Source organism: Leptothoe sp. LEGE 181152 (assembly GCF_032906605.1).
Lineage (GTDB): Bacteria > Cyanobacteriota > Cyanobacteriia > Phormidesmidales > Phormidesmidaceae > Leptothoe > Leptothoe turfae.
On the sequence record NZ_JASATU010000019.1, the window covers coordinates 75,785 to 98,668 of the forward strand.

Annotated in this window: 20 protein-coding genes; 4 read left to right on the forward strand and 16 right to left on the reverse strand. The window is 46.7% G+C overall.

What is annotated here, in order from left to right:
- Positions 1–153: 153 nt before the first annotated feature.
- The 14 genes from QGP82_RS12735 to QGP82_RS12800 all read right to left on the reverse strand — a co-directional run bounded on the left by QGP82_RS12735 (position 154) and on the right by QGP82_RS12800 (position 18,667).
- A complete protein-coding gene (locus QGP82_RS12735) occupies positions 154–2,382 on the reverse strand; it encodes a hypothetical protein (protein WP_499059452.1) in 2,229 nt (742 codons plus the stop codon).
- A 107-nt stretch (positions 2,383–2,489) separates the two neighbouring features.
- Positions 2,490–3,740 (reverse strand): hypothetical protein, encoded by a 1,251-nt coding sequence (locus QGP82_RS12740; RefSeq protein WP_499059454.1) that lies wholly within the window; start codon positions 3,738–3,740, stop codon positions 2,490–2,492.
- Positions 3,741–3,830: 90 nt separating this feature from the next.
- Positions 3,831–5,111, reverse strand: coding sequence for a hypothetical protein (locus QGP82_RS12745; RefSeq protein WP_499059456.1), 1,281 nt, complete (start codon positions 5,109–5,111; stop codon positions 3,831–3,833).
- A gap of 197 nt (positions 5,112–5,308) precedes the next feature.
- Positions 5,309–6,073, reverse strand: coding sequence for a hypothetical protein (locus tag QGP82_RS12750; RefSeq protein ID WP_499059458.1), 765 nt, complete (start codon positions 6,071–6,073; stop codon positions 5,309–5,311).
- Positions 6,063–6,395, reverse strand: coding sequence for a hypothetical protein (locus QGP82_RS12755; RefSeq protein WP_163697827.1), 333 nt, complete (start codon positions 6,393–6,395; stop codon positions 6,063–6,065). Before QGP82_RS12755 ends, QGP82_RS12750 begins: the two co-directional genes overlap by 11 nt.
- A complete protein-coding gene (locus QGP82_RS12760) occupies positions 6,385–8,760 on the reverse strand; it encodes a hypothetical protein (RefSeq protein WP_499059460.1) in 2,376 nt (791 codons plus the stop codon). Before QGP82_RS12760 ends, QGP82_RS12755 begins: the two co-directional genes overlap by 11 nt.
- 54 nt (positions 8,761–8,814) lie before the next feature.
- Positions 8,815–9,846, reverse strand: coding sequence for a hypothetical protein (locus QGP82_RS12765; RefSeq protein WP_499059462.1), 1,032 nt, complete (start codon positions 9,844–9,846; stop codon positions 8,815–8,817).
- A gap of 149 nt (positions 9,847–9,995) precedes the next feature.
- Positions 9,996–11,675, reverse strand: coding sequence for a hypothetical protein (locus QGP82_RS12770; protein ID WP_250564932.1), 1,680 nt, complete (start codon positions 11,673–11,675; stop codon positions 9,996–9,998).
- Between the two features lie 123 nt (positions 11,676–11,798).
- Complete coding sequence (locus tag QGP82_RS12775) at positions 11,799–12,626, reverse strand: hypothetical protein (RefSeq protein ID WP_163664373.1); 828 nt, start codon at positions 12,624–12,626, stop codon at positions 11,799–11,801.
- A 120-nt stretch (positions 12,627–12,746) separates the two neighbouring features.
- Entirely contained in the window at positions 12,747–14,042 is a 1,296-nt protein-coding gene (locus tag QGP82_RS12780; protein ID WP_163664371.1) for a S8 family peptidase, read from the reverse strand.
- A 95-nt stretch (positions 14,043–14,137) separates the two neighbouring features.
- Positions 14,138–15,175, reverse strand: a complete 1,038-nt coding sequence (locus tag QGP82_RS12785) for a hypothetical protein (RefSeq protein ID WP_163664369.1) — start codon at positions 15,173–15,175, stop codon at positions 14,138–14,140.
- A 683-nt stretch (positions 15,176–15,858) separates the two neighbouring features.
- Positions 15,859–16,920, reverse strand: a complete 1,062-nt coding sequence (gene hisC, locus QGP82_RS12790; protein WP_499059464.1) for a histidinol-phosphate transaminase — start codon at positions 16,918–16,920, stop codon at positions 15,859–15,861.
- A gap of 138 nt (positions 16,921–17,058) precedes the next feature.
- A complete protein-coding gene (locus QGP82_RS12795; protein WP_163664364.1) occupies positions 17,059–17,607 on the reverse strand; it encodes a hypothetical protein in 549 nt (182 codons plus the stop codon).
- 70 nt (positions 17,608–17,677) lie between these two features.
- On the reverse strand, positions 17,678–18,667 hold the full coding sequence (locus tag QGP82_RS12800; RefSeq protein WP_499059466.1) for an NAD(P)/FAD-dependent oxidoreductase: 990 nt from the start codon (positions 18,665–18,667) through the stop codon (positions 17,678–17,680).
- Between the two features lie 318 nt (positions 18,668–18,985).
- Here QGP82_RS12800 and QGP82_RS12805 point away from each other — a divergent pair, with 318 nt between their 5' ends.
- The 3 genes from QGP82_RS12805 to QGP82_RS12815 are packed head-to-tail and all read left to right on the forward strand — an operon-like array spanning position 18,986 to position 20,789.
- Positions 18,986–19,375, forward strand: coding sequence for a 2TM domain-containing protein (locus QGP82_RS12805; RefSeq protein ID WP_163701906.1), 390 nt, complete (start codon positions 18,986–18,988; stop codon positions 19,373–19,375).
- Positions 19,376–19,395: 20 nt separating this feature from the next.
- The gene (locus QGP82_RS12810; RefSeq protein WP_499059468.1) at positions 19,396–20,016 is read left to right on the forward strand and encodes a GNAT family N-acetyltransferase; all 621 of its coding nucleotides are present in this window, start codon (positions 19,396–19,398) and stop codon (positions 20,014–20,016) included.
- 41 nt (positions 20,017–20,057) lie between these two features.
- Positions 20,058–20,789: a DUF2927 domain-containing protein gene (locus tag QGP82_RS12815; RefSeq protein ID WP_250565926.1), complete on the forward strand. Its 732-nt coding sequence runs from the start codon at positions 20,058–20,060 to the stop codon at positions 20,787–20,789.
- Between the two features lie 15 nt (positions 20,790–20,804).
- Here the strand turns inward: QGP82_RS12815 and QGP82_RS12820 are convergent, their stop codons facing one another.
- A complete protein-coding gene (locus tag QGP82_RS12820) occupies positions 20,805–21,176 on the reverse strand; it encodes a DUF7980 family protein (RefSeq protein ID WP_163664355.1) in 372 nt (123 codons plus the stop codon).
- 216 nt (positions 21,177–21,392) lie between these two features.
- Here QGP82_RS12820 and QGP82_RS12825 point away from each other — a divergent pair, with 216 nt between their 5' ends.
- Positions 21,393–21,977 (forward strand): DJ-1/PfpI family protein, encoded by a 585-nt coding sequence (locus tag QGP82_RS12825; protein WP_499059470.1) that lies wholly within the window; start codon positions 21,393–21,395, stop codon positions 21,975–21,977.
- Positions 21,978–22,253: 276 nt separating this feature from the next.
- Here QGP82_RS12825 and QGP82_RS12830 read toward each other — a convergent pair whose 3' ends face one another.
- Entirely contained in the window at positions 22,254–22,811 is a 558-nt protein-coding gene (locus tag QGP82_RS12830) for a TerD family protein (protein WP_163664351.1), read from the reverse strand.
- Between the last annotated feature and the right edge of the window lie 73 nt (positions 22,812–22,884).

Below are 22,884 nucleotides of genomic sequence, written 5' to 3' on the forward strand. Positions count from 1 at the left end.
GCTGAGTTGCGCAGATTAGCACCCCCCCAAGGGGAGAGTAGTCAATTTTTGATACCGACCCTCTGGGTGGCATTCGATCAGACGGGGATGCGCAGCCAAGCTGCCCGCACTGACACAAAAATTCGGATACTCCCACGGAGGCGCTAATCTTGATTACAAGTTGTGATACATACGCTTGTTGAATTTCGCCTCGCTCTTTCTAACCTCAACCACAACTATTGTTTTGTTTGCAGCCACATGCAATCTTGGCTTTAGATGCTTCCCAGCTGTGGTAGCACCTCCCTTCCTTTCGCCATCCCAATCTACACTATCGCCTAATGTCCTGACTCTGCGTGAAGAATCATACAAATCAATGAGATTGTCGCCTGAATCAGTCATCTGTATGTCATCTATCCAGTTGTCAAGATCCTGGTTATCGTTTATCCCAGAATTTCTCAGCTGTTCATTAGTCGGGCCTCCCGGATATAAACTGACTAAGTCAGTTGCATTGCCTCGATCAACATTGTTGGAGATGATTTTTGTAACTTCCTGCTTGACTAAAAACCATGTAGCGAAAGAAAAGCGGACGTCGTCTAATGGCCCTTCTAAATCATCCTTTTCCAAGCCATCTTCGTCCACAGAGAAAGCTCCTTCAAGCTCCTTATTCAACGGGGTCATTAACTCATTACGCCTTGCTGTTTGCGCTGCTAGTGCTCCCAACACAGGTGCAGCGCCTGCAGCTGATGTAGCTGCATCATAGCCATTAACCACAAAGTTAGCAATATCTAAAAGCAATCCTCGCTCAGCTGCATTTAACCCCACTCTGGCAAGGACATCAACGCCACACTTGATGAGCGGTTGAACAAACTCTTTAGAATTGCCACCGTATGCTCGTGCAGCAAAGGCTTGGTATAAAGCATAGGTGAGGAGTCCAGCTACATGATGGCGAGGATCATTGGGTCTTAACAAGTTTTGATAGGTATGCTTCCAGGCATCTACCGTTCGCCAGGCCGCATTATAGAATTTCAAATGTGACTTGCCATGAATCATGGAGCGGATGAAAGCTGGTGCAAGATAAAATTGATCCAAAAACAGATCCACATTACACTGAATAAGCCGCGCTCCAGCTTTCTTCTTCGCTAACCGCAGATTATTAAACATCACTGGATAGCCTGGGTCTTGCTGCCAGGCTAGATTCACCTGGTTTGAAACACCGGGGACAGCAGGGCCACCAGCGTGGTACAAGGTTGTAATTTGTGGGCCTGGTGTGGGTATGGCTGCTGCCCAAGTTCCAGCAGTGTTGCCGTTGGCTGTTGCGAGAACAGTATTGTTAATGTAGTTTTTGAGTTGCCTTAAAAGGCCTCGCTCGTGGAAAGGAGCAGTGACGACTTCTATATGCGGATCGGCTCCACCTTTTCTCTCTTCCAACACGACCTGAATCACAGGTAAACGATCTGCAGCGTTAACCAGAGACAGTCCTTCATCAATTTTTGAAGCGAAGTGGGTTGTGCTGATTATGGGGTCTCCATACGTGTCATGATTCGTAACCCCTTTCACGCCATTTAAATAAAAATCTGCACACTCCAACTCGAAACCAACTCCTTGAGTATGGCTCAGGTATCTTTCTAATTGAGTCTGCCTCTCAAGTAAAATCGGTAGAGCATTTAGGCGTACCATTGCATTGCGGAACTCAAGAGTTTTGCCAGCAACTTTATTAGGGGAGTCTGGATCAACTCGATAGCTAACCTGCGTATATTTCCTGATATTAGGTCGAGTATTTGCGTCGTCGTATTCTATTTTTAGTTGTCCACCGTTAAGAAGGTTCTCCCATTTAAAGCTGACTATAGTACCGTTAGTTTGCTTAATTTTACCGGAGCTACTATCGCCTGGAAGTGACATTATAATTCCATTCTTACCCACTAGCCTTTGAGCAATTTGGGCAGTATCAATCTTGAGAGATTTACCAACAACGTTAGCATCTCCGTACTTGATCTTAGTTGTCTCAATTCTGTATTTGACTAGTGTGCCTTTTTTAATCAGCTTTTCCCTATCACCAGATATATTATCATCTTTGAACTTAACTGTTTTCAGGCCCATAAATTCGCCATTCTTTGGACTTTTGTGCTTGATTGCACCTACACCTTTGTCTGGACTATAACGGCTAATCTCTCCATGACCTGTTTGTAAAGATAGCTGACTAGAAATATTGTCTGATTGGTGGACTTTGAAATGAGATTGTCTCAGTTGAGTTCTTTCTAGCTCTTGTTGCACAGCCAGTAAGCGATTGCCTGAAGTATTCTGTGTGGAAGAACCGCCATTATATGACTGTGAGTCCGCAATTTTTGGGGATGCTTGTTGCTTTGCTTTAGCAACAGTGTTTTCTAAGTCAAAGAGGTCAGTCATGATAATTTTTTCTCGTTTGGATATGGGTACTTGGATTAATTTTGTTAATCAAATTGCTTAGCTCAGCTAGTGTGCAATTGCGGCTAAAAACTTGAAACAGGAAATATTCACTTCGTTTCCTCCGTTTCCCCATTCGAGGTTTTTTCGGGTAGTTCTGAAACAGTTTCCTGTGCTATCCTCGATTGATATTCTGCGTTCGATGTCGTTTCATCCGGCTCAGGCATTGCCTTATGCATTTCAGGCGTGGTCTTTTGAAGTTCAGGTTCTCGCTCTTCCGTCATCACTCCATACATCTGTGCTAGATCCTCTTCTAACGCGGCCTCATCTAAGGCTAACGACGCACTGACTGACTGAGCACTCGCCCCTTCCTCTAGTTGAGCTGATTGAGCCCTGGATTGGGCTCTTTTCTCGTTGTCTAGCAATTCATCAAACTCATCCATCAGAACTGATTGAGCTGTGGATTGTATGGTCTTCTCCTTGTTTAACAAGTCATCAAATTCATCAAAGCGCTGCTCCAGGGAGATACTGCCTAAATCAAATGAGTTGGCATAACTCATGTTGTGCCCCATGCGATCAAATACATCATGAGGTTTTTGTTCATCGTCAGATGTGTCCTCTTTACTTCTTGCCAGGGGCAATGATGTGGAGTTCATCTGATTGTGAGGCATGTGTTGAGCCATTTGAGAAAATACATCGTGGGGATTATCCGCTGTCTCTCTGATGTCGTCAGGGAGAGCTGATGTAGAATCTGTCGCAGCTGCTATCGACATCTGTTGCTCATCTGGATTGGCGCTCACCATGCCACCACGGTCTTTATCATAGGTTTTCTGACCAGTGATAATCGCCTGCAGATCCGCCGCAAAATCGCTATTACTCATTGCCTTGCTTGGCGTTTCTTGCTCTAGTGCCGCATCCAGATCACTAAAATCTAAATCTTCTGCCAATGTTTCCTCATCGAGATCAATGGCAGAAAATGATTGCCCAGCGGGTGTGTCCAACTCGTCATCCTTATCCACCTCAAAGGACTCTACTTCAAAAGCTTCGACCTCGTCTAAGCCAAAGGCACTGGCTTCATAACCCTCGTCATAGCCCTCGTCCTCATAGTCATGGGCGGCTGCATAGGGTTCTTGGGCCACATAGGAATCACGCTCGCTGTTGTAGGTCAGCTCGATGGGTTCATCCCAGTCAAATGATTGTGCCCTCACCCGTACTCGACGACGACACCGGACTGCCACGGGGCGTGGTCCTCGTTTGGGCAAGCCTGGTCGGCGTTTACCCCGACGTTTTCTTGGTGGTTTGCCCGGTTTACCTGGAGAGGTATATACTTTTCGTTCTAACTCCAGCAATCGATTTCTCATGGGACCAGTAACTAAGGGCAAGTAAAAAGGGACAAGTAAAAAGTAAAAAGGGTGAGAGGTTGGGATTTAATTAGGTGATTAAGATACTTTTTAGGCAAATGGTGATGTGATTGGTGGGGGTTGTGTGGAACGTTTTCTTTTATGGCGTTTGTGTTTTAGCTGGGCCATATAGTTCACTAGTTGTGGCGGACAGGCCAGCTGATAGGTCAACAGCAACATATTGTTGCGTAATCCTGCTGCCGCATTAGAGGCCGATGTAACAGCAGTCACACTTTTCTCATGGGCCTGCTGAGGGACATCAGGAGAATTCTCAGGAACAGTGATGGACTCATCTGCGATTGGTTGAGAGAATGACGGTGGTGCAACCTCACTAAAGGTATCGTTTGCGGTGACTACTGGCACTACGTCAATCGTAGCTGCCGAAGCTGGGATATCATCCTCAGATAAAGCCTCTTCTGGTGACATAGCCTCACATGGAGACTGATCTTGACCATCAGAGAATATCTCGATTACTTGGATCTCAATCGACGGAACATCCGACTGGGTATCCTGACCATGGGCAGGAGCACTCCCTGAGTAATTCTCTAATGGCAAATCGCTGACGGGATTTTGCAGACTATCCTCTAATGCTATTGTCTCCCTTGTCATAGGCTGTTGTGTACTCTCTACTTCCGTAACATCTTGTTGCACAACACTATTCAGTGCTACTGGTGAGGCATCAGCTTCTGTTGTAAGAACCTCGTCAATAGCCCAATTCATTGCAGATGAGCGAGGCTGTTCAACCGGAGTTGTGGGCTCTGAAGTGGCATTGGAGAGGCCTAGTCTTGCCTGGCGGATACTAGTGGCAAGGGACTTATAGCTGGCTAGGGGAGCAGTCGGGTTTGGTTTGGGTGAGCGAGGGGAATGCTTCGACTGACGTGGTTCGGCTGAGCCCTTGGGCTTAAGTAATTCGGCTGAGCTCACTGTCGAAGCCTCAGCCCAAGGGGGAGATGTCAGTAGGGAGTTGAGGGTTTGGCGACGATGTTTTTGGGCAACTGTTGTTGGAGTTGCTTCAAAGGTTTCGACAATGGCTGGGCTAATGGGAGTGGAAATGGTGGGGAGGTCGGATTTTGATGTGTGGGTCTGGGAGGGAGTATAGTAACGCTGACCAAGCTGGGCCGCCAGCTGACGATAGGGACCGGCGGGTTGCTGAGTTTGTGGCTGCCGGGGCGTTTGCAATGCTGGGTTAGGAGTGGTCAGCTCTCGATAGTACCGGGGCTGGGGCTGTTTTAAGCGAGACTGGCGCGACGGCCTGACCCGAGGCTGCTGGGGGCGAATGTGTTGCTCCAGGGCTAACAGACGATTGTGGCTAGGTGGCATGTAGGCAGACATGGTGAATTCAAAAGTGAAAATTCAAAGTTCAAAATTTAAGTAACAAGATTTTAATAAGGTCTCTGTTTAAATCCCTCTCCTGGGAGCAATAGAGCTTCTCTATCGAGAAGTGTTATCCCAAATAGCAAAATGGGGCTTCCCAAAAGGCGGGGTGGGTTAACCGCTATCGCCACTAACCGATCCCCCAAATTCCATCCCTATGGTGGTTTCACCTGAGATTCTAAATTCATCGTAAATACTGCGTAGGGATCCAACGCCACTTTCAGCTGATTCCCTCCCTGACCTTGCAGATGCTGCTGCTTAACTTTAAGCTTGAGCTGCTTATCACTGGCTGAGAGAATCTCCACCGGCTGATCGTTGATCACCGCTGCCGGAAACTGATCCAACGACTGAGCACTGGCTAGATTGTTACCTTCTAAGGTTAAAACCGTGTCACCCTGGGATTTAGAGAGACTGGCCTTGGCCACACTGGGGGGCTTTTCCTGACGATGGGCTTTGTTAATTAAGTTGGCTAAGCTACCGTAGTTGAGTTTCTTTTCGGTGACTTTGCCCAGGTCCACATTGCGATCTTGGACTGTTCGACGCAGATCTTCGGTGGATTTAATCCCTAGTTTTTTTAACTCTTTGCGCTCAGTTTCGGGCAGGTCCACCTCATCAATGGAGGTTTCTCCCTGTTGGATCGGTGGCCGAGTGACTTCACGAATTTGGCTATCGCTGATGGACCCCAACTGGAAAGAGATTTTAGAGGCCCCCTTTTCGCCGGGTTTGGCGGTGGTAAAACGCACATTATCGCCATCAAACTCTGGAAACAACTGTAATTCTAGGTTCATGTCTTGCACCATATAGGTCAACCGACGGTTTAACCCTTTGACCGACAGGGTGTCTTGAGCCTTGTCTAACTCAAAGATCAAGGAGTCAAGAAAAGATTCTAAATTCCAGGATTTGTTTCCACTACTGGCCATGACGCTCCTCCCCGTGATCCTCAACTATGCGCAGCTGCATACGATGAAACACTGGCAAGACTGTTGTTGTCGTCCGCTGGGTGGGAGCCGCCCCCTTGAGGGTGACCTGACCGGCATCATCCACTGTGACCCGCAACTCGATGGGCATATCCACCTTAATTGCTTCCACCGTTAATACCTGCCCTGTCTCAGAGTTTACCCGCTGTTTTTCGTAGTCCGTCAGGCTATGAACGAGATCGGCAAAGGGCAACAACGGATCCAGCTCCTCAAACTGTTCATGGCCAGTGAGGTCGTCTGGAGAAGAATTTGCATTAGTCATCATCGCTAACTCCGATAAAGTGGGCCTTGGCGGGCATGGGGAAATATACGGGAGCTTCTACTAGCTTGGTGACATGGCCGTTTTTGTCAATCTCTGAGGCTTGCTTTAGCAAAATCCGCTGTATCTTTAACTCTGGATAGACCCACAGGGCAATGGTGCTGCCTTTGCGTCCTTTAAATTTGACCTCAGTGCGGGCCAGGGCATTGAACAGACTGATGTTGTCGGTATTAAACAGGGCGTTTAACTGTTCGTCTTCGAGGGGCTCATGGTCAGAGATTTGACCGAGCAGTTCGTTCAAACGCTCGGGGTTGAGCATCATCCCAGCCTTGAGTTTTCCTTCCTGACGGGTGTCGCTGGTCTGTTGAATGCGGGAGAGGGTTTCCATCCGGGCCAGGACAGTGCGATCGCGTTCCAATGTGTAGTAGTACTTACAGTCCAGGGTCAACCTACGCCGTCGACTAGAGAGTTGCCCCTGCCATACCTTGTGCCAGTAAGACCGATAGCGATCCACATCATTGAGGGCAACGGTTTCCGACTGACCTTCAATGCGATCAAAGCAATAGTCTCGCATCAGGGTGATCATCTGGGTCATGCTGGTGCCCATGGGTTTCTTGCGGCGTGGGCTGGGGTTTCGTCGCGATCGCCCCTTCCAGGCCAGCACCACCGTCACTAAATAATCCTCGTTGGGTTCCAGCAGTTCCAGCTGGTCTCGCCTTAAGGTGGGCACCACATCCAACGGCCCACTGGTGAGATCGTCAACTTTGTACTTCTTCTCAAGCAAAATCTCCAGACTCTCTGGATCCTTCACCAGGATCTGGAGAATTCCCTTACGGATCGGGCGGGGTGTTTCTAACTTAAGGGGAAAAGCAATGTCTTGATCCTGATGGTAGAGCACCCGAGAACGCCCGTGGAGCATCAGGGGTGTAACATCCGTAAAGTCCAGCCGCACCCGACCCACCCGCCGATAGTCAACAACTTCAGGTGACCAAGCTAGGGCATTGACCACCGCTGCTCCATAGGCCCACTTTTCCATGGCAGTATCGTCTGCATTCGCGATTAATTTCTCAATGTGCTGCTGATCTTGTTTTTTATCTTCCAGACTGACTTTGGCTACCTGGGTGACGCTGTCGGTGACCGCCCCCAACATCTTGGTGGGGGATATGTTTTGCATCATCATCTGCACCGTTTCAGGAGTTAAGACCTGCTGCAATAAAGGCATTAGGGACGTTACCAAACCGCTCATGTTGGCACCTCCCATCAGGGCCGAAGCTCCGCCCGTTGCCCCCGCGCCACCTAATCCTCCTAATAGTGACGGCAGGGCTGCCAAGGCTGGCAGGGCCATTTGATCACTGTAGGGGACGGATGCGGCTGTTGAAAAAGATCGGGCTCGACTCAAGTTAGTAGTGCGATTGGCAGTCCCTGTGGGGAATCGTTGCAGCTGATTTTTCTGCAACTGTTGTTGCGCCAACATCGCTGTATTCACTGCCGAGGAGTTGGGCAGTTGAGAGCCCATTTGCTGGGTTGGAAACATTCCTGCCGCCAGCATTGGATTTTGTTGAGCCCCCATTAGATTGGCTCCTGTCATAGCAGTCATGGTACCTGCCCCTGGCATCATGCCCATCTGGGGCGTACCCGCCATACCGCTCTGATTGAGAAAATTCATCAAGAGCTGCATCATCGCCTGGTTATTCATGGGCTGCTGTCCTGTGAGCCCAGTTTTTGACAGGAGTGACGTGCCTGCATTCATCAGCATTTGCTGATTTTGAGGGTTCTTGAGAAACGTACCTGCCTGTTTCAGGGCGTTCTGAGCCTGGGGACTGGTGACAACAGCCGTAGCTTTTTTTGCCAGGGGAGCAAATTTTTTAAGGCCACCAATGACGGATGATAAGCCTTTGAAGGCCATGGCCGTACTCACCGGAGAGGCTTCTTTATAGGAAAAAGCGACCACCTCAACCGGAGGCTGTTCGATGGTTTGTGATGGCATAGAGTCCTCCAAACTTAGGGAGACAGCGTTGTGGGAATCATCCTGCTCACGTTGCAAACCGAAAGCGGGGATCTGAACAATTTCAGAAAGAGCGGGGCCTTCTAGCTGAGCCGTGCGAAAACTAAAGAGTTGAAGATAACGATGTTTGCGATCAAACTGCTCATTTGGAATTTCCAATGTCTTACGACCCAAACTTTCCTCTGGCAGCGGCCCCATTAGGGGCGAGATAAAGGTTGGATCTTCTAACTGCTTGAGGCCATTAAAACGACGGATCGCTTCATCGCCAATCTGATATCGGTAATATCGATTGGTAATTCCGATATCAATATCGACGTGGGTATAGTCGTCGTCCGTGTCTTGCCACCTTAAGATTGCCAGAGCCATTGTGCTTACCCGATGTCATTAAAACCAAGAGAGAGTCTAGAAACGAAACATCAGCTACTGCCCCGGCAAATACTGCCCCGGTTGTCCTCCTGGTTGGGCCTGCTTTTGGGGTTTTGGTGCTTCCCTACCGTACATCGAGGCAAAGTTGTCTAACTTAAAGTAATCAGATTTAAAAACAAGCTCGACCGAACCGGTAATTTGCGTAGCTAAATCAGTAGTTGCGGTACTCTTGGCAGAAGACACGCTAATCTTGCTGCGCTTGTTCGTGCTGGAACTACGTCTGCCCAAGAACCCAAACAGGCCGCCTCCACGGGTGCCACCAGATTTGGTGGTAGACGAATCGGCAGCCTTGTCAGATTTACTAATCTTTTCAGTTGCTTTAACATCAAAGACAACGGCTGCTTTGACCGTACCGCGTTCGACCACTAATCGAGAAATACCCATCAAAATAGTTTCTCGCAGCAGGGCTCGTTGTTCTTGAGCCAGTGCCAGTTTAGCGTCCATAATTCTGGCTCTAACTTCGTTATCGCCAATATCTAGCTGTTGTCCACTGGCATTACCGAGGGCCGGTTGCCCCTGCTCATCTTCAATAAAACTAAATTGATCGCCCATACTATCTGCCATGTGGGCAAAGGCATCTTCATCACTGACATTTTTGACAAAGCTGCTGAGAGATTTGGTCGCAGATTTTAACAGGCTCTGATATTCCTGCATCTGCGTTACGGTGACGTTTAAGTTCGCGTCAAAAACACCCGTGAGCAAGTCTTCGACAAATTGAGGAAAATCGACATCACTGATAAAGTCAGCAGCCATCTCTCCCGTTTCTGGGCCAATTCGCTCATTGAGATGGCGTTTGTCATCGATTTGATCACTGGCAGCCAAGCCCGTTGACAATCCTTTTTGAGTTGCTAATTGACCACCGTCTTCATCGGCCAATTCTTTACACTGAGCCATGACTACGTCCTTATACATGGCCGCCTGTTCATTGCGATCCATATTCCGGAATGATTGGGATTGGGACAGTAGCGATCGCGCCCGCGCCCGCGCTTCTGTCTGAATATTTTCGTCATACATCAATTGTGACATGGCACTTTAGCCTCTCTACGCCAAATAGAACTGTTAAATGGACCCCGTTTGACTCATAACGAGTAACCTGTAACTTGTTCCTGTCCTTGTTACTTATTACTTGTTACTTGTTACTTGTTATTCGTTATTCGTTACTTGTCACTCGTTACCTAATTCCAATCATCAAAATCGTCATCCTCATCCATGTCGATATCGTCGTCCATATCGTCATCGTCCTGCCCAAAGGAGTCATCGTCTTCTTCCATGGCGGCCTGGGCAATAATCCAAGCCTCTGCCGAAGAGAGGAAATTCTGGAAAATACTGTCTTGAACCGAACCTTCATTAAAGGTGGCAATCCACTGAAAAACCTTGTTGCCCTCCACTGCAGCGGTACGAATGGGAGCACTGGAGACCATAATTCCCAAATCTTCTTTGGCAATCTGCTCAATCACCGTCCAAATACTCTGACGGCGACCACCGTAGGAGATCACCACATCCTCAGACTTGATGATATCTAGCGCCTCTTGCAAGTGGGCATAATCTTCAGTTACCTGTAGGTGAGACATCCCAGTCATGTTTTCACTCAGGTTATATTGCAGGTTCTTCGTCGCCTGGTAAATGGGGGCTCGGGAGACCCAACCATCTGCTGAGTAGCTGCCCTCCGCCTTGCGAATGTACTCAGCCACCTCAGACATCAGCTGGTGCCATAGCCGGGGAAAATCTTCATTGGGAACCATATTCGAGAGCAGGCGACCAGCACCTCGATTCAGGACTCGGCGATACAGCATGGCTCGCTCTTGAGGTGTGGAGCGTTCGCTACGGAGTTTGTGGTAGCGATAAAGTGCAGCAGCTGTCGTCCCCTCAGGTACATCCAGCATACCGCTAGCCCAGCGTAATACCAGTGCATTGGCCACATCAAACACATGCATGCGTTCCCCAATACAGTAGATGTAGTCCAGCGCGCCCGCCGCCAAAATATTGTCCGAGCTTACCCCTTGTTCTTCGATACTCTCAAAGGTGTCGACAGAGAAATCCCAAGTAGTCTCTCCACCTTTAACCCGTGCAGCATCAATGGGGTCTTCAGCAACCGTACTGGTTTTGAGGGCCTCATTGTAGGCCATCAGGAAGTACTGATCGTAGCCGCCAGCCGTAAAGGTGTCATCATCAATCTCAATACCCAGCTTGACCAAATAATCGGTCATTCCCTGCTGAAGCGAGGCCGTAAAGGAATAGGGAGAGATTGGATTGTCGTCTCTTTCAGCAAACTGGGCTACATAGTAAGGAATATTCCCTTCAGTGTAAAGAGTGGAAAGCAGGTCGGTAACGGCAGGCTCCACCTGGCCAATGGTGATGGGCAGCCCCTGGGACAGCGTGAGGTCGTCTAATTGTTCCCAACGCTTATCAGTGGACTTTAGCCGAATGCGCCTATCGTTGAGCACCAGGGTAAGCATCTGGGCTAGGAAATAGCGCTTGGGAATATTGTTTACATTTCGCAGTACCGAGCTATATAACCCTTCAAGATCATCATCTGATACGCTCTCGTCTTCGCGGGCAGCCTTAATCAAGGTGGCATAAATGATTGGTCTGGAAAGTAATAATTTTGGAATATTGTCTAATCCAGAGCCATTTAGCTTTTCAGTCAGGGTATTAACTCTACTTAACAAACCCTCGCTGGTTATGTAATCTCTAGGATCGTCATCTCCTGCCTGATTGATGAAATAGGTTTCTGTATTACTTAAGGCTGTTTCAGCATAGGAATCTAAGGTGACGCTTGGTGGATTGATTTGTAGTACCAACTCAGCGGTGTATTCCGTGTAGGTGGTAGAACCGTTAGCGTAGGTAAGAACCATGGTAATTTCCCGCAATAAATCAATAAAAAACTGATAAAGTCAGAAATTTCAATTTCTCAAGGCAAAAACTGTCATCAAATAAACCTTAGTGCTTCAAACTCTAAGCCTACTAACGACTGTAGCCTAGCCGACGAGTAAGTCTGAGAGACCAAACTGTTGTTGAACAACCAGCCAATTATCCACTTCACTCAGAGCTAGATCGGTGCTTTCCCCATCAGTAGGACTCTCCCCCTCAGCACTCTCAATCCCAAATAGGTCACTTAGGGTGTCCCAATTATCATATGCAGCCGCTGCTGCAGCTGCTAAGGCTGCTGCCTCTAATACTTTCGCTTCCAGACCACTTAAAACGTCAGTAACCTGTTCTTGAATGGCACTTTTTAGTGTAGCTGTGGCTACTTCTAAAGGATCATTGTTGGTGGCTGGGCTTTTAGTAGGCTGCGAAATATACAGCAAGGCTACTTCTTTTATTTTTGGAATATTTGCAGGCACAGACTTTATGAAATTACCACTCTCAACTATCTCACCTGAATCTTCATTAAAGCTTGAGATACTTTCTTCTAGTGTTGTTTGTATCGTCTGAGCGTTACTTAGTAATGTTTGAGCCTCTGTTGCTGCGGTTGAACCTGGATCGAAAGAGGCTGCTGACTCGGCTGACTCTTGTATTTCTGTAATAAAACTACTTGCTGATGACGATGCTAGACTCAACGTCTCTCCTACCCTCGCAAGCTCTGCCAGGGCAGCTGATGCTACTGTAACTGGAAGATAAACACCGTTATATACCTCAATATCTGGAAGATAGTCTTTGAGAGCCTCAATCACATTGAGCAGAGCATATGCAGTATTTTCCAGCTTTGCAGTGTAGTTGTCTGTTTCAAGAGAAGCCTTATCGGCTTGAATTTCTTCCGGAGTTGCGTAAACAACTAGATTAAGGTCGACCGTTGTTGTTGACATTAAATTATTCTCCGATGAAGTGGGCTTGAGGATAGTTACCAGTGATCTCAAAGTCAACTGGAGATAAAATAATCATGTTCACCTAAGACTACATGCGTCTTCGTGAGCAACCTTGTATTATCAGGCAAGCTTGTAGTCCAATAGTCGCAGGGCATCTAATAAGTTAAGCTTGCCAAAGCCTGCCTTGGGATGTTTAAACCGTTTATCCAGTTTGTCGGCGGTATGCTTGAGCAAATATTTCACTTGCCGATCAGATAAGTTAGTCTTGTATTTTTGTCGAGCATAGGACTTGAGCAAGGCGATCGCTCCGGCAACAAAGGGTGAAGCATGGGATGTTCCCGTGGAAAAACCATAGTCATTACCGATGTAAGTGCTATAAATATCTGTGCCAGGAGCGGCAAAATCAACCTGTTTGCCATAGGTGGAAAACGACGTGATTTCCCCTGACTCATCCAAGGCTCCCACCGCAATCACATGGGGGAGTGCCCCTGGATAATAAAGGTGTTCCTGGCCATCATTGCCAGACGCGGCAACAATTGAAACGCCTTTACGGCGAGCATAGTTCACTACTTCTTCATGGGGTAGCCCACCGTCTGTGTGCTCAATGCCAAGACTCATATTGATCACATTTGCACCGTGGTCAATGGCCCACTTAATGCCTGAATTGATGTTATCCACCAAACCTGCGCCGACCTTTTTAGAGCCACGTTTCATCGCTCCCAACACCCGCACAGGCAAAATCTTGCACTTGGGCACCACTCCTAACGGCATTTTTAAGCCCTGGCCAGCAATGATTCCAGCGACATGGGTGCCATGACCCACCTCGTCTTCCGGGTCCTCATCATAGTCCAAATAGTCTCCGAGAAACTTTCCAGATCCATCGAGAATATCGACAAAGTCATAGCCGGGAAGCAACACCTCTTTTAACTCGGGATGATCAAGATCGATGCCGGTATCTAACACCGCCACTGTAATTTTGGAATCGCCCTGGCTGTAGTCATGGGCCTCTGGTAGGTAGATGGCTTGGCGCGATCGCATATCTGTATCAAAACTCAATCCCTTAGCAATCACCGGCAGCTCGGCTGTCGCCACCTTACCGGAGTTGACAGCTTCGACGTTAGGAATAACCGTAATATCCTGAATTAATGCGGCGGGAATTTCTGTATTCTGCTGCAAAATCAGACGATATGTGCGATCAAATTTGCTCTCTTGTTCATGTTGATCCCAACCATTAGGTTTAGCAGACCTATACTCCCGCGTCACCTGAAACGAATGACCATATTTCTTCGCCACCTGATCCACAGCTGGCGTGAGCTGAGTAGGAGCCTTTGCTTTATGCTGGGCAACATCCTCCCAATAGGGAATCTGACCAGGGGCAACGTCTTTTGTTAAGGTGACTAGGATATGGGGTTTCATAAAAAATCAATCATCGGTGCCAGCAGCGTTTTTTATACCGCTCAGTTAATCATCAGATGACAATATGTTATCGAGCTCAAAATGGTACTCTGTGGTTAGCTCACCTCCACTACAGTCCACTTAACTGCAATCTCACCAGAATGCTTCTCAAACGTCCAATCAATATCTCCATCTTGCCCATCCTCATGTTTTGTAGCATGCGAAAGATCGCCATTGGCCACGAAAAGAATTGTTTCCCCTGGGTCTAACGACCAACTTCTTTGATCGTTAAGGGGGACTAAATCATCTCCGTCTAACCCAGAATCACCAGTCTCTACTTTTATTGTTTCTCCTCGTCCCACCAGTACGCAGCCAGCGGGTGCCCCAGGTAGAAGGTATGTAGCGGCTGCCTCTGTATACATAGCGGTATAACCGATATATTCAATTAGCTGACCGGTTGGGAAAATTTGCCATGTTCCCTCAGCCACAAAATAAAATGTTAATGTGCGATCAAAGTTATTGGTAAATAGACGTCCCGAGGTAGCTTTGACTGTAAATTCACCTCGAGTAGGTTCCTCCTGATCAACCTCAAGGAACCACCAAACGGTTATACTATCGCTGTTCGAAGAATACAAATTGGTAGCGAGATTGACGTTCCCCGGCACCTCATAGCCTTCACGATAGAAATTACAGACTAAGTAGATGTTTTCTCCAGGATCTAGTCCTTTTGTTATCTGTGTTCCAACCTTTTTATATGTATTGTCATCCCAGCTTTCTCGCCTAAAGAGGATTGCACCTAAAGGACGATAAGAGTCAACAGTTGCTACATTGGCCCACTCTTCACTGCCTTGGGAATCAAGTTCCAATATTTCTGATTCTGCTTGATCTATCGGGCGTGGACGCTCAATAAACCATCGTCCATTGACATCAGGGATAAAGGTTATCCTGGCGCTGAGGTCCGTGGGATTAGTAAATAATGTACCTTGGTTGTCACTAGCTACAACTGTTAACTGGCCATGGTGGAGAAAAGAAGATAGTAAAACTGGTGTTGAAGTCGATGTTGTTGATCCATTCACCTCATCAACTAAATCGGTCAACCCAAACATTTGGCTAACAGCCACCCAGTTTTCTACTGAGAGTGATGTTTCAACCATATTCTCTAAAATAGAAACCAACAAAAGCTGGCACCATGGTGCTTAAAACCAAGGCTAAACAGGAGAGTTTAACGATCACCTCACCGAGATCGCCAGCTTAGATCGCGCTCAGACAGAAGTCTCAGACCAAAATTTCTCTGATCCTTGTCAGGGACCGCCTATGGAATTCTATAGAGCGCTAATTCTCTGTAAAGCTGTAATAGCTCGCTAGAACAACTTTATCTTCAACAAATGTAAGCCAGGGAATAACGCCTAAACAAAGCATTGTGAAAAATGATCATATGTCCTCCTGGGTCATACCCTCTGTCTCCAACCAGACCAGAAGAAGGAATACAGTAGCCCTATGGCAAGCATACTACAGTTAGAGCAGAAGTTTACACGCGGGACTCTTCATGTCAGTGCCCGCTACACACCGCTATCAAATAGATTCGTACTACTTGATTTAGAAAAAGCGAAACGACTTTTCGCAAAATCACTAACTTAAGTTATTAGATTAATCATATGCGAGAACAGAAATTACCGACGGACCTTTCTGAACATGTTATCTTTTTTCAGTAAATGAGACATTACTTAATCAAATATCTGGTTTAAGCACATATCAGATAGTATGTAAGCCAATTTCGGCGCAACGTTACACCGAAATTGGTTGACCTTTCCCTATATTTAACTCAATAGAGAAATTTTTATGGGTTGTTTTGAATCAAGCTAGCTAATGCTTCTATGAGTGTTTTGTTTTCTTCCTCAGTCCCGATGGAGATGCGTAGTTTATCCTCCAAGCCAGGTTGCTTAAAATAACGGACAAGAATTCCTTGCTCTTTTAGAGCTAGATACAGCGACTCTGCAGGGTGGCTGTTGGGTGTGGCCAGGATAAAATTGCCATGGGATTCAGGGACTGAAAATCCTAAACGCTTTAAATCGATGGATAGCTTAGACCGGGAGGCTTTAATTTGACTGGCACGGGCATTTTTATAATTTTGATCACGGATGGCGGCTGCGCCTAAGGTGATTGCGATCGCATCCACGTTATAGCTATCCTTCACCTTCAACAGCCCTGCTAATAACGTCGGATTGGTAATGCCAAAACCCACCCGCAACCCAGCCAGAGCATAGCCTTTGGACAGTGTTCGTAAGACAATAACATTCTCAAATTCCTGCACCAATGGTAGGGCTGAGAATTCAGCAAAATCCACGTAGGCTTCATCAATCACAACCACACCTGACACATTTTGAGCCAGAGCCCGTAAATCATCCAAGGACACCATGTGACCGGAGGGGCTATTGGGAGAGGCAACAAATGTGAGTGCACCGTTTGCTGCAATTAGCGCCTCGATAGGTAACTGAAAATTCTGAGGATAGGGAATCTCAACGATATCGGCGGTTTGTATTGCAGACAGTGTCTTGTAAAGCACATAGGTGGGTATGGGATAGACAACTTTACGATTATCCCCTTCAGCACAGGCCCGTACCAAAAGATTCAAAATGTCGTCACTGCCATTACCCACAATCACCCAATCCGCAGGTATCTGAAATACCTCGCTAATTGCCTGACGAAACTCTCTGGCAGATGGCTCAGGATAGCGTCTGAGCTGATCAAGATTGATATTTTTTAACGCTACTGCCACCTGAGGTGAAGGAGGATAAGGATTCTCATTGGTGTTGAGTTTGATTACCCTGGTACCTGGTGCGGGCTGTTCACCAGGTACATACCCCGTCATCGCATCAATGGCAGAACGAAAATAACCCATGGCAGCTCTAGCAACATGATCATAAACCTATTCATTGTAGGTTATCGTTGTGATGCTCTGATATTTGTCGCGTTAAATCTTCGGTGACCCCTCCTGCAACTGGGTTACGCCTTTGGGACCCGACTATCCTTTTCTAGGTTAACGAACGCTCAGCTCAATCAGACAAGCATTAAGAACATTTTGGCTCACCTGATCCAGCGTGCTAAGACGATGGGCATCTCTGAGTTCTAGTTCATAGGGGGCTAGGCCAGTCGCCTCTGGATGCCCCGCTATGGTAGGCTGTAGCTGGGTCAAAATGCTGTAGGGATAAACCTCTGTGGTACCAGGAGGAGACACCCACAAATCCAGACTCTCTCCATGAACAGTTCCTGTAAAACAGCTATATTCTGATAGTGGCTGATAGAATCCACCGACTACTTGATTCTCTTCTAGCTGTAACACCATATATTCAACAGTTACAGATTCAGAGCTGTCAGCAAGGCTATCGGATGACGTTGGCTGTGGGTCACTACTAAAGAGATAAGTTCCGTTGCGTACGTCAGGCGATCTCAGATCTAAGGCGATCTCTTCAGGTACAGCATCTACCAAGTTAGTAGACGGTTGAGCGACGGCAACGGGGGCAAATGAAGATACCAGACTAGTAAGGGCTATGGCATGGAGGATACGTTCAATAGTAATAGGGAGCATGATTCTGAAAAGACATAGAGGTGGTAAAAGAGATTTTTGTTGTTGCCGATCCTCAGCAACAACAAATTTGTTAGGCGGCAATTGCTTTCCCAGCACGTCGGCTACCTTCTACCCGGCGAATGTCTCGCCAAATTTGGGTAGCTGCCTTTGCGCCATCAGAGGCGGCCACAATCACCTGATTCATACCGACTTTGAGATCACCAATGGCAAAGATACGTGGGTGAGATGTGCGCAACATATCATCCGTAATCAGGTTGCCGCCTTTATAGTCCAGGTCAATACCGCTTAAGTAATCGCTGTGGTAGCGAGAGCCCATGGAAACTAGCCCAGCTTGCAGCTGAACTGTGGAGCCATTTTCTAGCTCCACACCAGTCATCTGATGGTTTTCACCGAGGAATTGCTTAATGGGCGTTTCAACTAATTCAAAGCCTTGGTCAGCTAGAGACTTTTTACGTTCTGGACTGACCTCAAACTGTCCATTGGTCAATAGAACAATATCGCGAGTAAACCAGCTTAACGGTTCGGCAACCCCCAGGCTGGCTTCGCTGGCACCAAAAATACCCACACGCTGATCAACAACTTCATAGCCATCACAAATCAGACACACATGCAGATTGTAGCCAGCATAATCAAAGACATTTTGCATATTTTCAAGCTGGGGCAGATGATCAATTACACCGCTGGCAGCAACTAAATAGCGGGTCTTAAAGCTGTGATAGACACTGTTGCTACGGCCAATTTTGACACGCACAATAAAATAGTCGCCTGCGTCGGTCACGTCTTCTACAAAAGCATTCAGCCAGTCGCCATTCAGAGAAAGATAATGCTCTTTCCCTTGCTTAAGCAGTTCCCGTCCTGGCGTATCCGGAGGCAGACCTAGATAGTTGTGTAATTCCTGCATCCACAATGAGCGAGCTTTGCCCTTATCAATAATCAGGGTATTGAGAAGATAGCGTTGCAGATAGATCCCTGCAGAGAGACCACCGGCTCCGCCTCCTACAACAACTGCATCGTAAATATGATCATTTTGTTCTTGGAGATTTCGTTTATTAAGTTTCATAGTCAAGGATCTCCTTTACGCAACTGCATAGGTAGACAGGTCTGTACTTATGAACCAAAAACAGCTGACAAGAATAGCCGCCTAAGGTCGCTCACAACTTCAATTATATAGACAGGTCTGTATATTGGCTTGAATTCTCAGGAACTTCTAAGGCATTGGCGGCTTTCAGGGCACTGTAAGCTTGGTGTAAGGAGCTTTAGCGTATTTACCTAATGGCCCCAAGGCAGGCGAAAAAACCATGTTGACAGTGTCAATATAGTTGGCTATCTTTAAGTTGACAGCGTAAATATTGAATGATGCTTGTAGGGAGGTTTAGTAATGGCAGAAAGTTACTCAGCTGAGCAGGTGCAGCAAATTTTGGTGGCGGCCATGGGACAGCGGCAGGAAGATGGATTTTCGCGATCGCAACTCATAGAAATGGCTACTGACCTAGGCATCTCCCCAGAGGTTCTCCAGCAGGCAGAGCAAACTTTGCAACAGGTACCCGTGCCCAAGCAGTCCGTCTCTATGCAAGCTTCAAAGCGCCAGAAATTCCAACAGAGTCTGAAAACCTATGCGGTTGTCAATGCCTTTTTACTTGCCCTAAACGTCACCCTCAGCGGCACAATTACCTGGGCTATCTATCCCCTCTTAGGTTGGGGTCTAGGTCTGCTGTTGCCAGAAGACTTCTTGCCCTGCACCAAGACTCAATCATGGGGAAAGGTCTAAACCAAGCTTGGTAGTGAATTATGATTAAACAATCAGAGAATACCTTAACCACTGCTCAACAAGAAACGGCTGCTGACGTTTTAGGCGCAGCCTTTGCCCAAGACATCTTTATGGCCTATCTATTTCCCGATGCTGCAACACGGGAGAGAAATCTGGCACAGCTTTTTCTACCCATTATCCGTTCTGCTATGCTTTACGGTAACGTTCAATTTGCTCCAGAACATGGCGTACTTGCCTGGCTACCAGGGCATGTCCTTCCCTTGAATCTATTTCAGCTACTCCGGAGCGGATTGATTTGGACGCCGTTGAACATGGGTTTTGATGCATTTAATCGTTTACAAGCCCATGATGGCTTTTGTGAACATGTGCTTTTGTCCAAAGCACCAAAGGCGTTTGCCTACCTATGGCTCGTGGGTGTGCATCCGCAGGCCAAGGGGCAGGGGCTGGGCAAACGGATGCTCCAATCAGCACTGAGGGACATGTATAGTAGCGGTTACTCAACCTGTCTACTGAGAACGGATAACGAGAAAAATGTTCCCCTTTACCAGCACCTTGGCTTTGAAGTTATTCACACTGATATAGCCCCCAAAAGTGGCCTCCAATATTGGTTGCTATCGCAGATTACGTCGCCGGCTGATTAGGCTAAGATCCGGCTAGTTAATCCCATGCCACCTAGCAATTGATGATCCGTTTTTTGGTCGGTACTACTCTAATGCTTGTCAGCCTTAGTAGTTGTCTTAAGCCCCATGGTGAAAATTCTTCAATATCCACTGCAGATGGCTCTGATGCTGAGATCACGAATATGTCAGTGGAGCAAACGAACGAGATTCTAGACTATTTCTATGAGGTTGCTCTGAGTTCAGAATTTGGTGAATCCACAGGCCGAGTTATCAAATGGGAGACGGATATAAAAATATTTATTTCTGGGCAATACTCTACATATTTAGATGTAGAGTTAACCAAAATTATCGACGAGCTTAACCAGCTAAGTGAGTCAATTCAGCTGACACGAACAGCCTCTAAAGAAGAGTCTAATTATTTAATTCATTTTGGCAGTGCAGCAGAGTATTCAGATATAGAGCCGAACGCTAAACCCTATGTGGATGACAACTGGGGACTGCTTTGGGTTTATTGGGATGGTAATGGTGAAATATACCAGGGCTCAATGTATGTTGATGTACTGAGGGCTACCGATGAAAATGCTCAGAAACATATATTACGAGAAGAGCTTACTCAGTCTTTAGGATTGTTAAATGACTCATATAAATATCCAGAGAGTATTTTTTACCAAAAGTGGACGGAAACCACAGAATATTCAGCGATTGATCAGCAGATAATCAAGATTTTGTACAGTGATAAAGTAAACGCCAACATGACCAAACAGGACCTCAATGCAGTCTTTAAATCTCTATGAAAATGTTCTTGGAGATTAGAGCTGTAGGTCCGTTATAAAGTCAGGAATATCCCATACGTGGAAGTAAACTAAGGCAGAAACAATGATTGTATAGAGGGTGGCACTGCCCAAGCCAATTAAGGTATCTCGGATAATGTTCCGTTTATCGTCAGGCAGAAATATATCGATTGCTCCCAACTGCATCATAATCATCCCCAGCACATTGGAGAGCCAGTAGCCAATTATTGTGCCTGGGAGAAACCAATGGGAATTTAGCCAACTCACCCCATAACCAAAAGCCAGAGCGATGGGCAGGTTAAAAAATAGATCATTCCACCATGAGAGGGGAGACAACATATACCCAATGCTTACCAGTGCGCCACCGCGCAGGTTTTTAAATAGAGTCAAGGGGGCAGCCGTTAGATTTAAATGATTAAATTCAAATTCTAGTGTAACTTGTGACCGTGTACTAGGGTAGCTAGAAGTGTGTTTGAGCTATCGATAGCATGCATGTAAGTGATTTATATTATTTCTAGGTCTTGTAATGCAACGTCATTAAACTAGAAGCCCCCCGATCACTCCATGGTAGAAGAGGGAAGCAGTTATCAATTCTAGGATGTCATTATGAACATAGGGATTTACATCTATGACCAGGCAGAGGTTCTAGATTTTTCTGGTCCTTTTGAAGTATTCTGCACGGCCTCTAGAATTTGTCCTGGCAGCACACCTTTCACGACATTTTTAGTGAGCCAAACGGGGGAAATTGTTACTGCTCGGGGTGGCTATAAAGTGCTTCCTGAGTATGGATTTCATAATCATCCTCCAATTGATGTGCCAATTATTGTTGGAGGTGTGCATACCGAAGAAATGCTCAAGCCTCCGGTCATTAGCTGGATTGCTCAGCAATCCAAAACCGCTAAACTAACAGCATCTGTTTGTACTGGAGCTTTCCTACTCGCTACAGCTCAGGTGATTACTACAGAGTCTGTGACAACCCACTGGGAAGATATCGCCGATCTGCGCCAACAGTATCCTAATCTTGATGTGCAAGAAGATATCCGCTGGATTGATACTGGCAAGATTGTGACGTCAGCTGGTATCTCGGCAGGTATTGATATGAGCTTATATTTAGTGAGTAAATTTTGTGGGCAAGCCTTGGCTCAAAAAACAGCCAAACAAATGGATTTTGACTGGACAAAGCCTGAATGATACTAAGCGGTCAGAACGCTTTTGGAAGGCTTTTGAGACGGATGGATAGCTAGGGTACAATCAAATCCAATAGGCACACACCATGCATACATATCAAACCAGGAACTGTCAACAGAGACCCTAGGGTCAGAAATGCACTCCCTGATTAAAATTAACTTTACTGAGACGCTACAAGAATACAGTCGCTGGGAGCGTTCAGGTCAGTTTTTTGAAAAAAGAGAATGCAGGCATAACTAAGCTGATAGGGACTCCCTGCCTGGTCTTAGACACAAAAGTTTAGGCTGGCAGATACCCATAAAGCAGTTCATTGAGATTATTTAATGGACTGGCCTCAAGACAAGAAGCTAGTTGCCATTGAGTCTCTATACGTTCCAATGTGGCAATAAACAGTGTCGTAATACCTTGCCACTGGGGGTTAGACAATGCGGAACGGAGTAAAACCTGCTGATTAGCATTATCCAAGATGCGCCAAAATGCATTCTCAGTTTGGCTAAAGTCCTGTTGTTGCTCTTCCCCACAGTCAATATTGACAACAAACAATAACTTTGTAATCTCAGCAGGCACAACCTGTAGACGAATTAAAAGCTGTTCGTCATCGCCCTCGCCTGCTCCCGTAATATTGTCATTGAGTAATTGAATAGCGCCAGATGGGTGATGCGGATGTCCTGCATAGATGACGCCTTCTTTTCCAGCGGCCAGTTTACCGTCAGCAGTGAGGGCTAAGACTGCCATATCTAAATCTAGTTCTGCTTCAGCTTGAGCATCCCAACCGAGACCACAGCGGAGCTGAGAGACATACTTGGGTAGACGTTGAGGTGCAGAATCGGAGATCATAATGCGAGTAATGCAGACGCTAACTAAACAGTATTAAACATCAAGGGCAGTTTAGGATAGCCATGGCAAACCA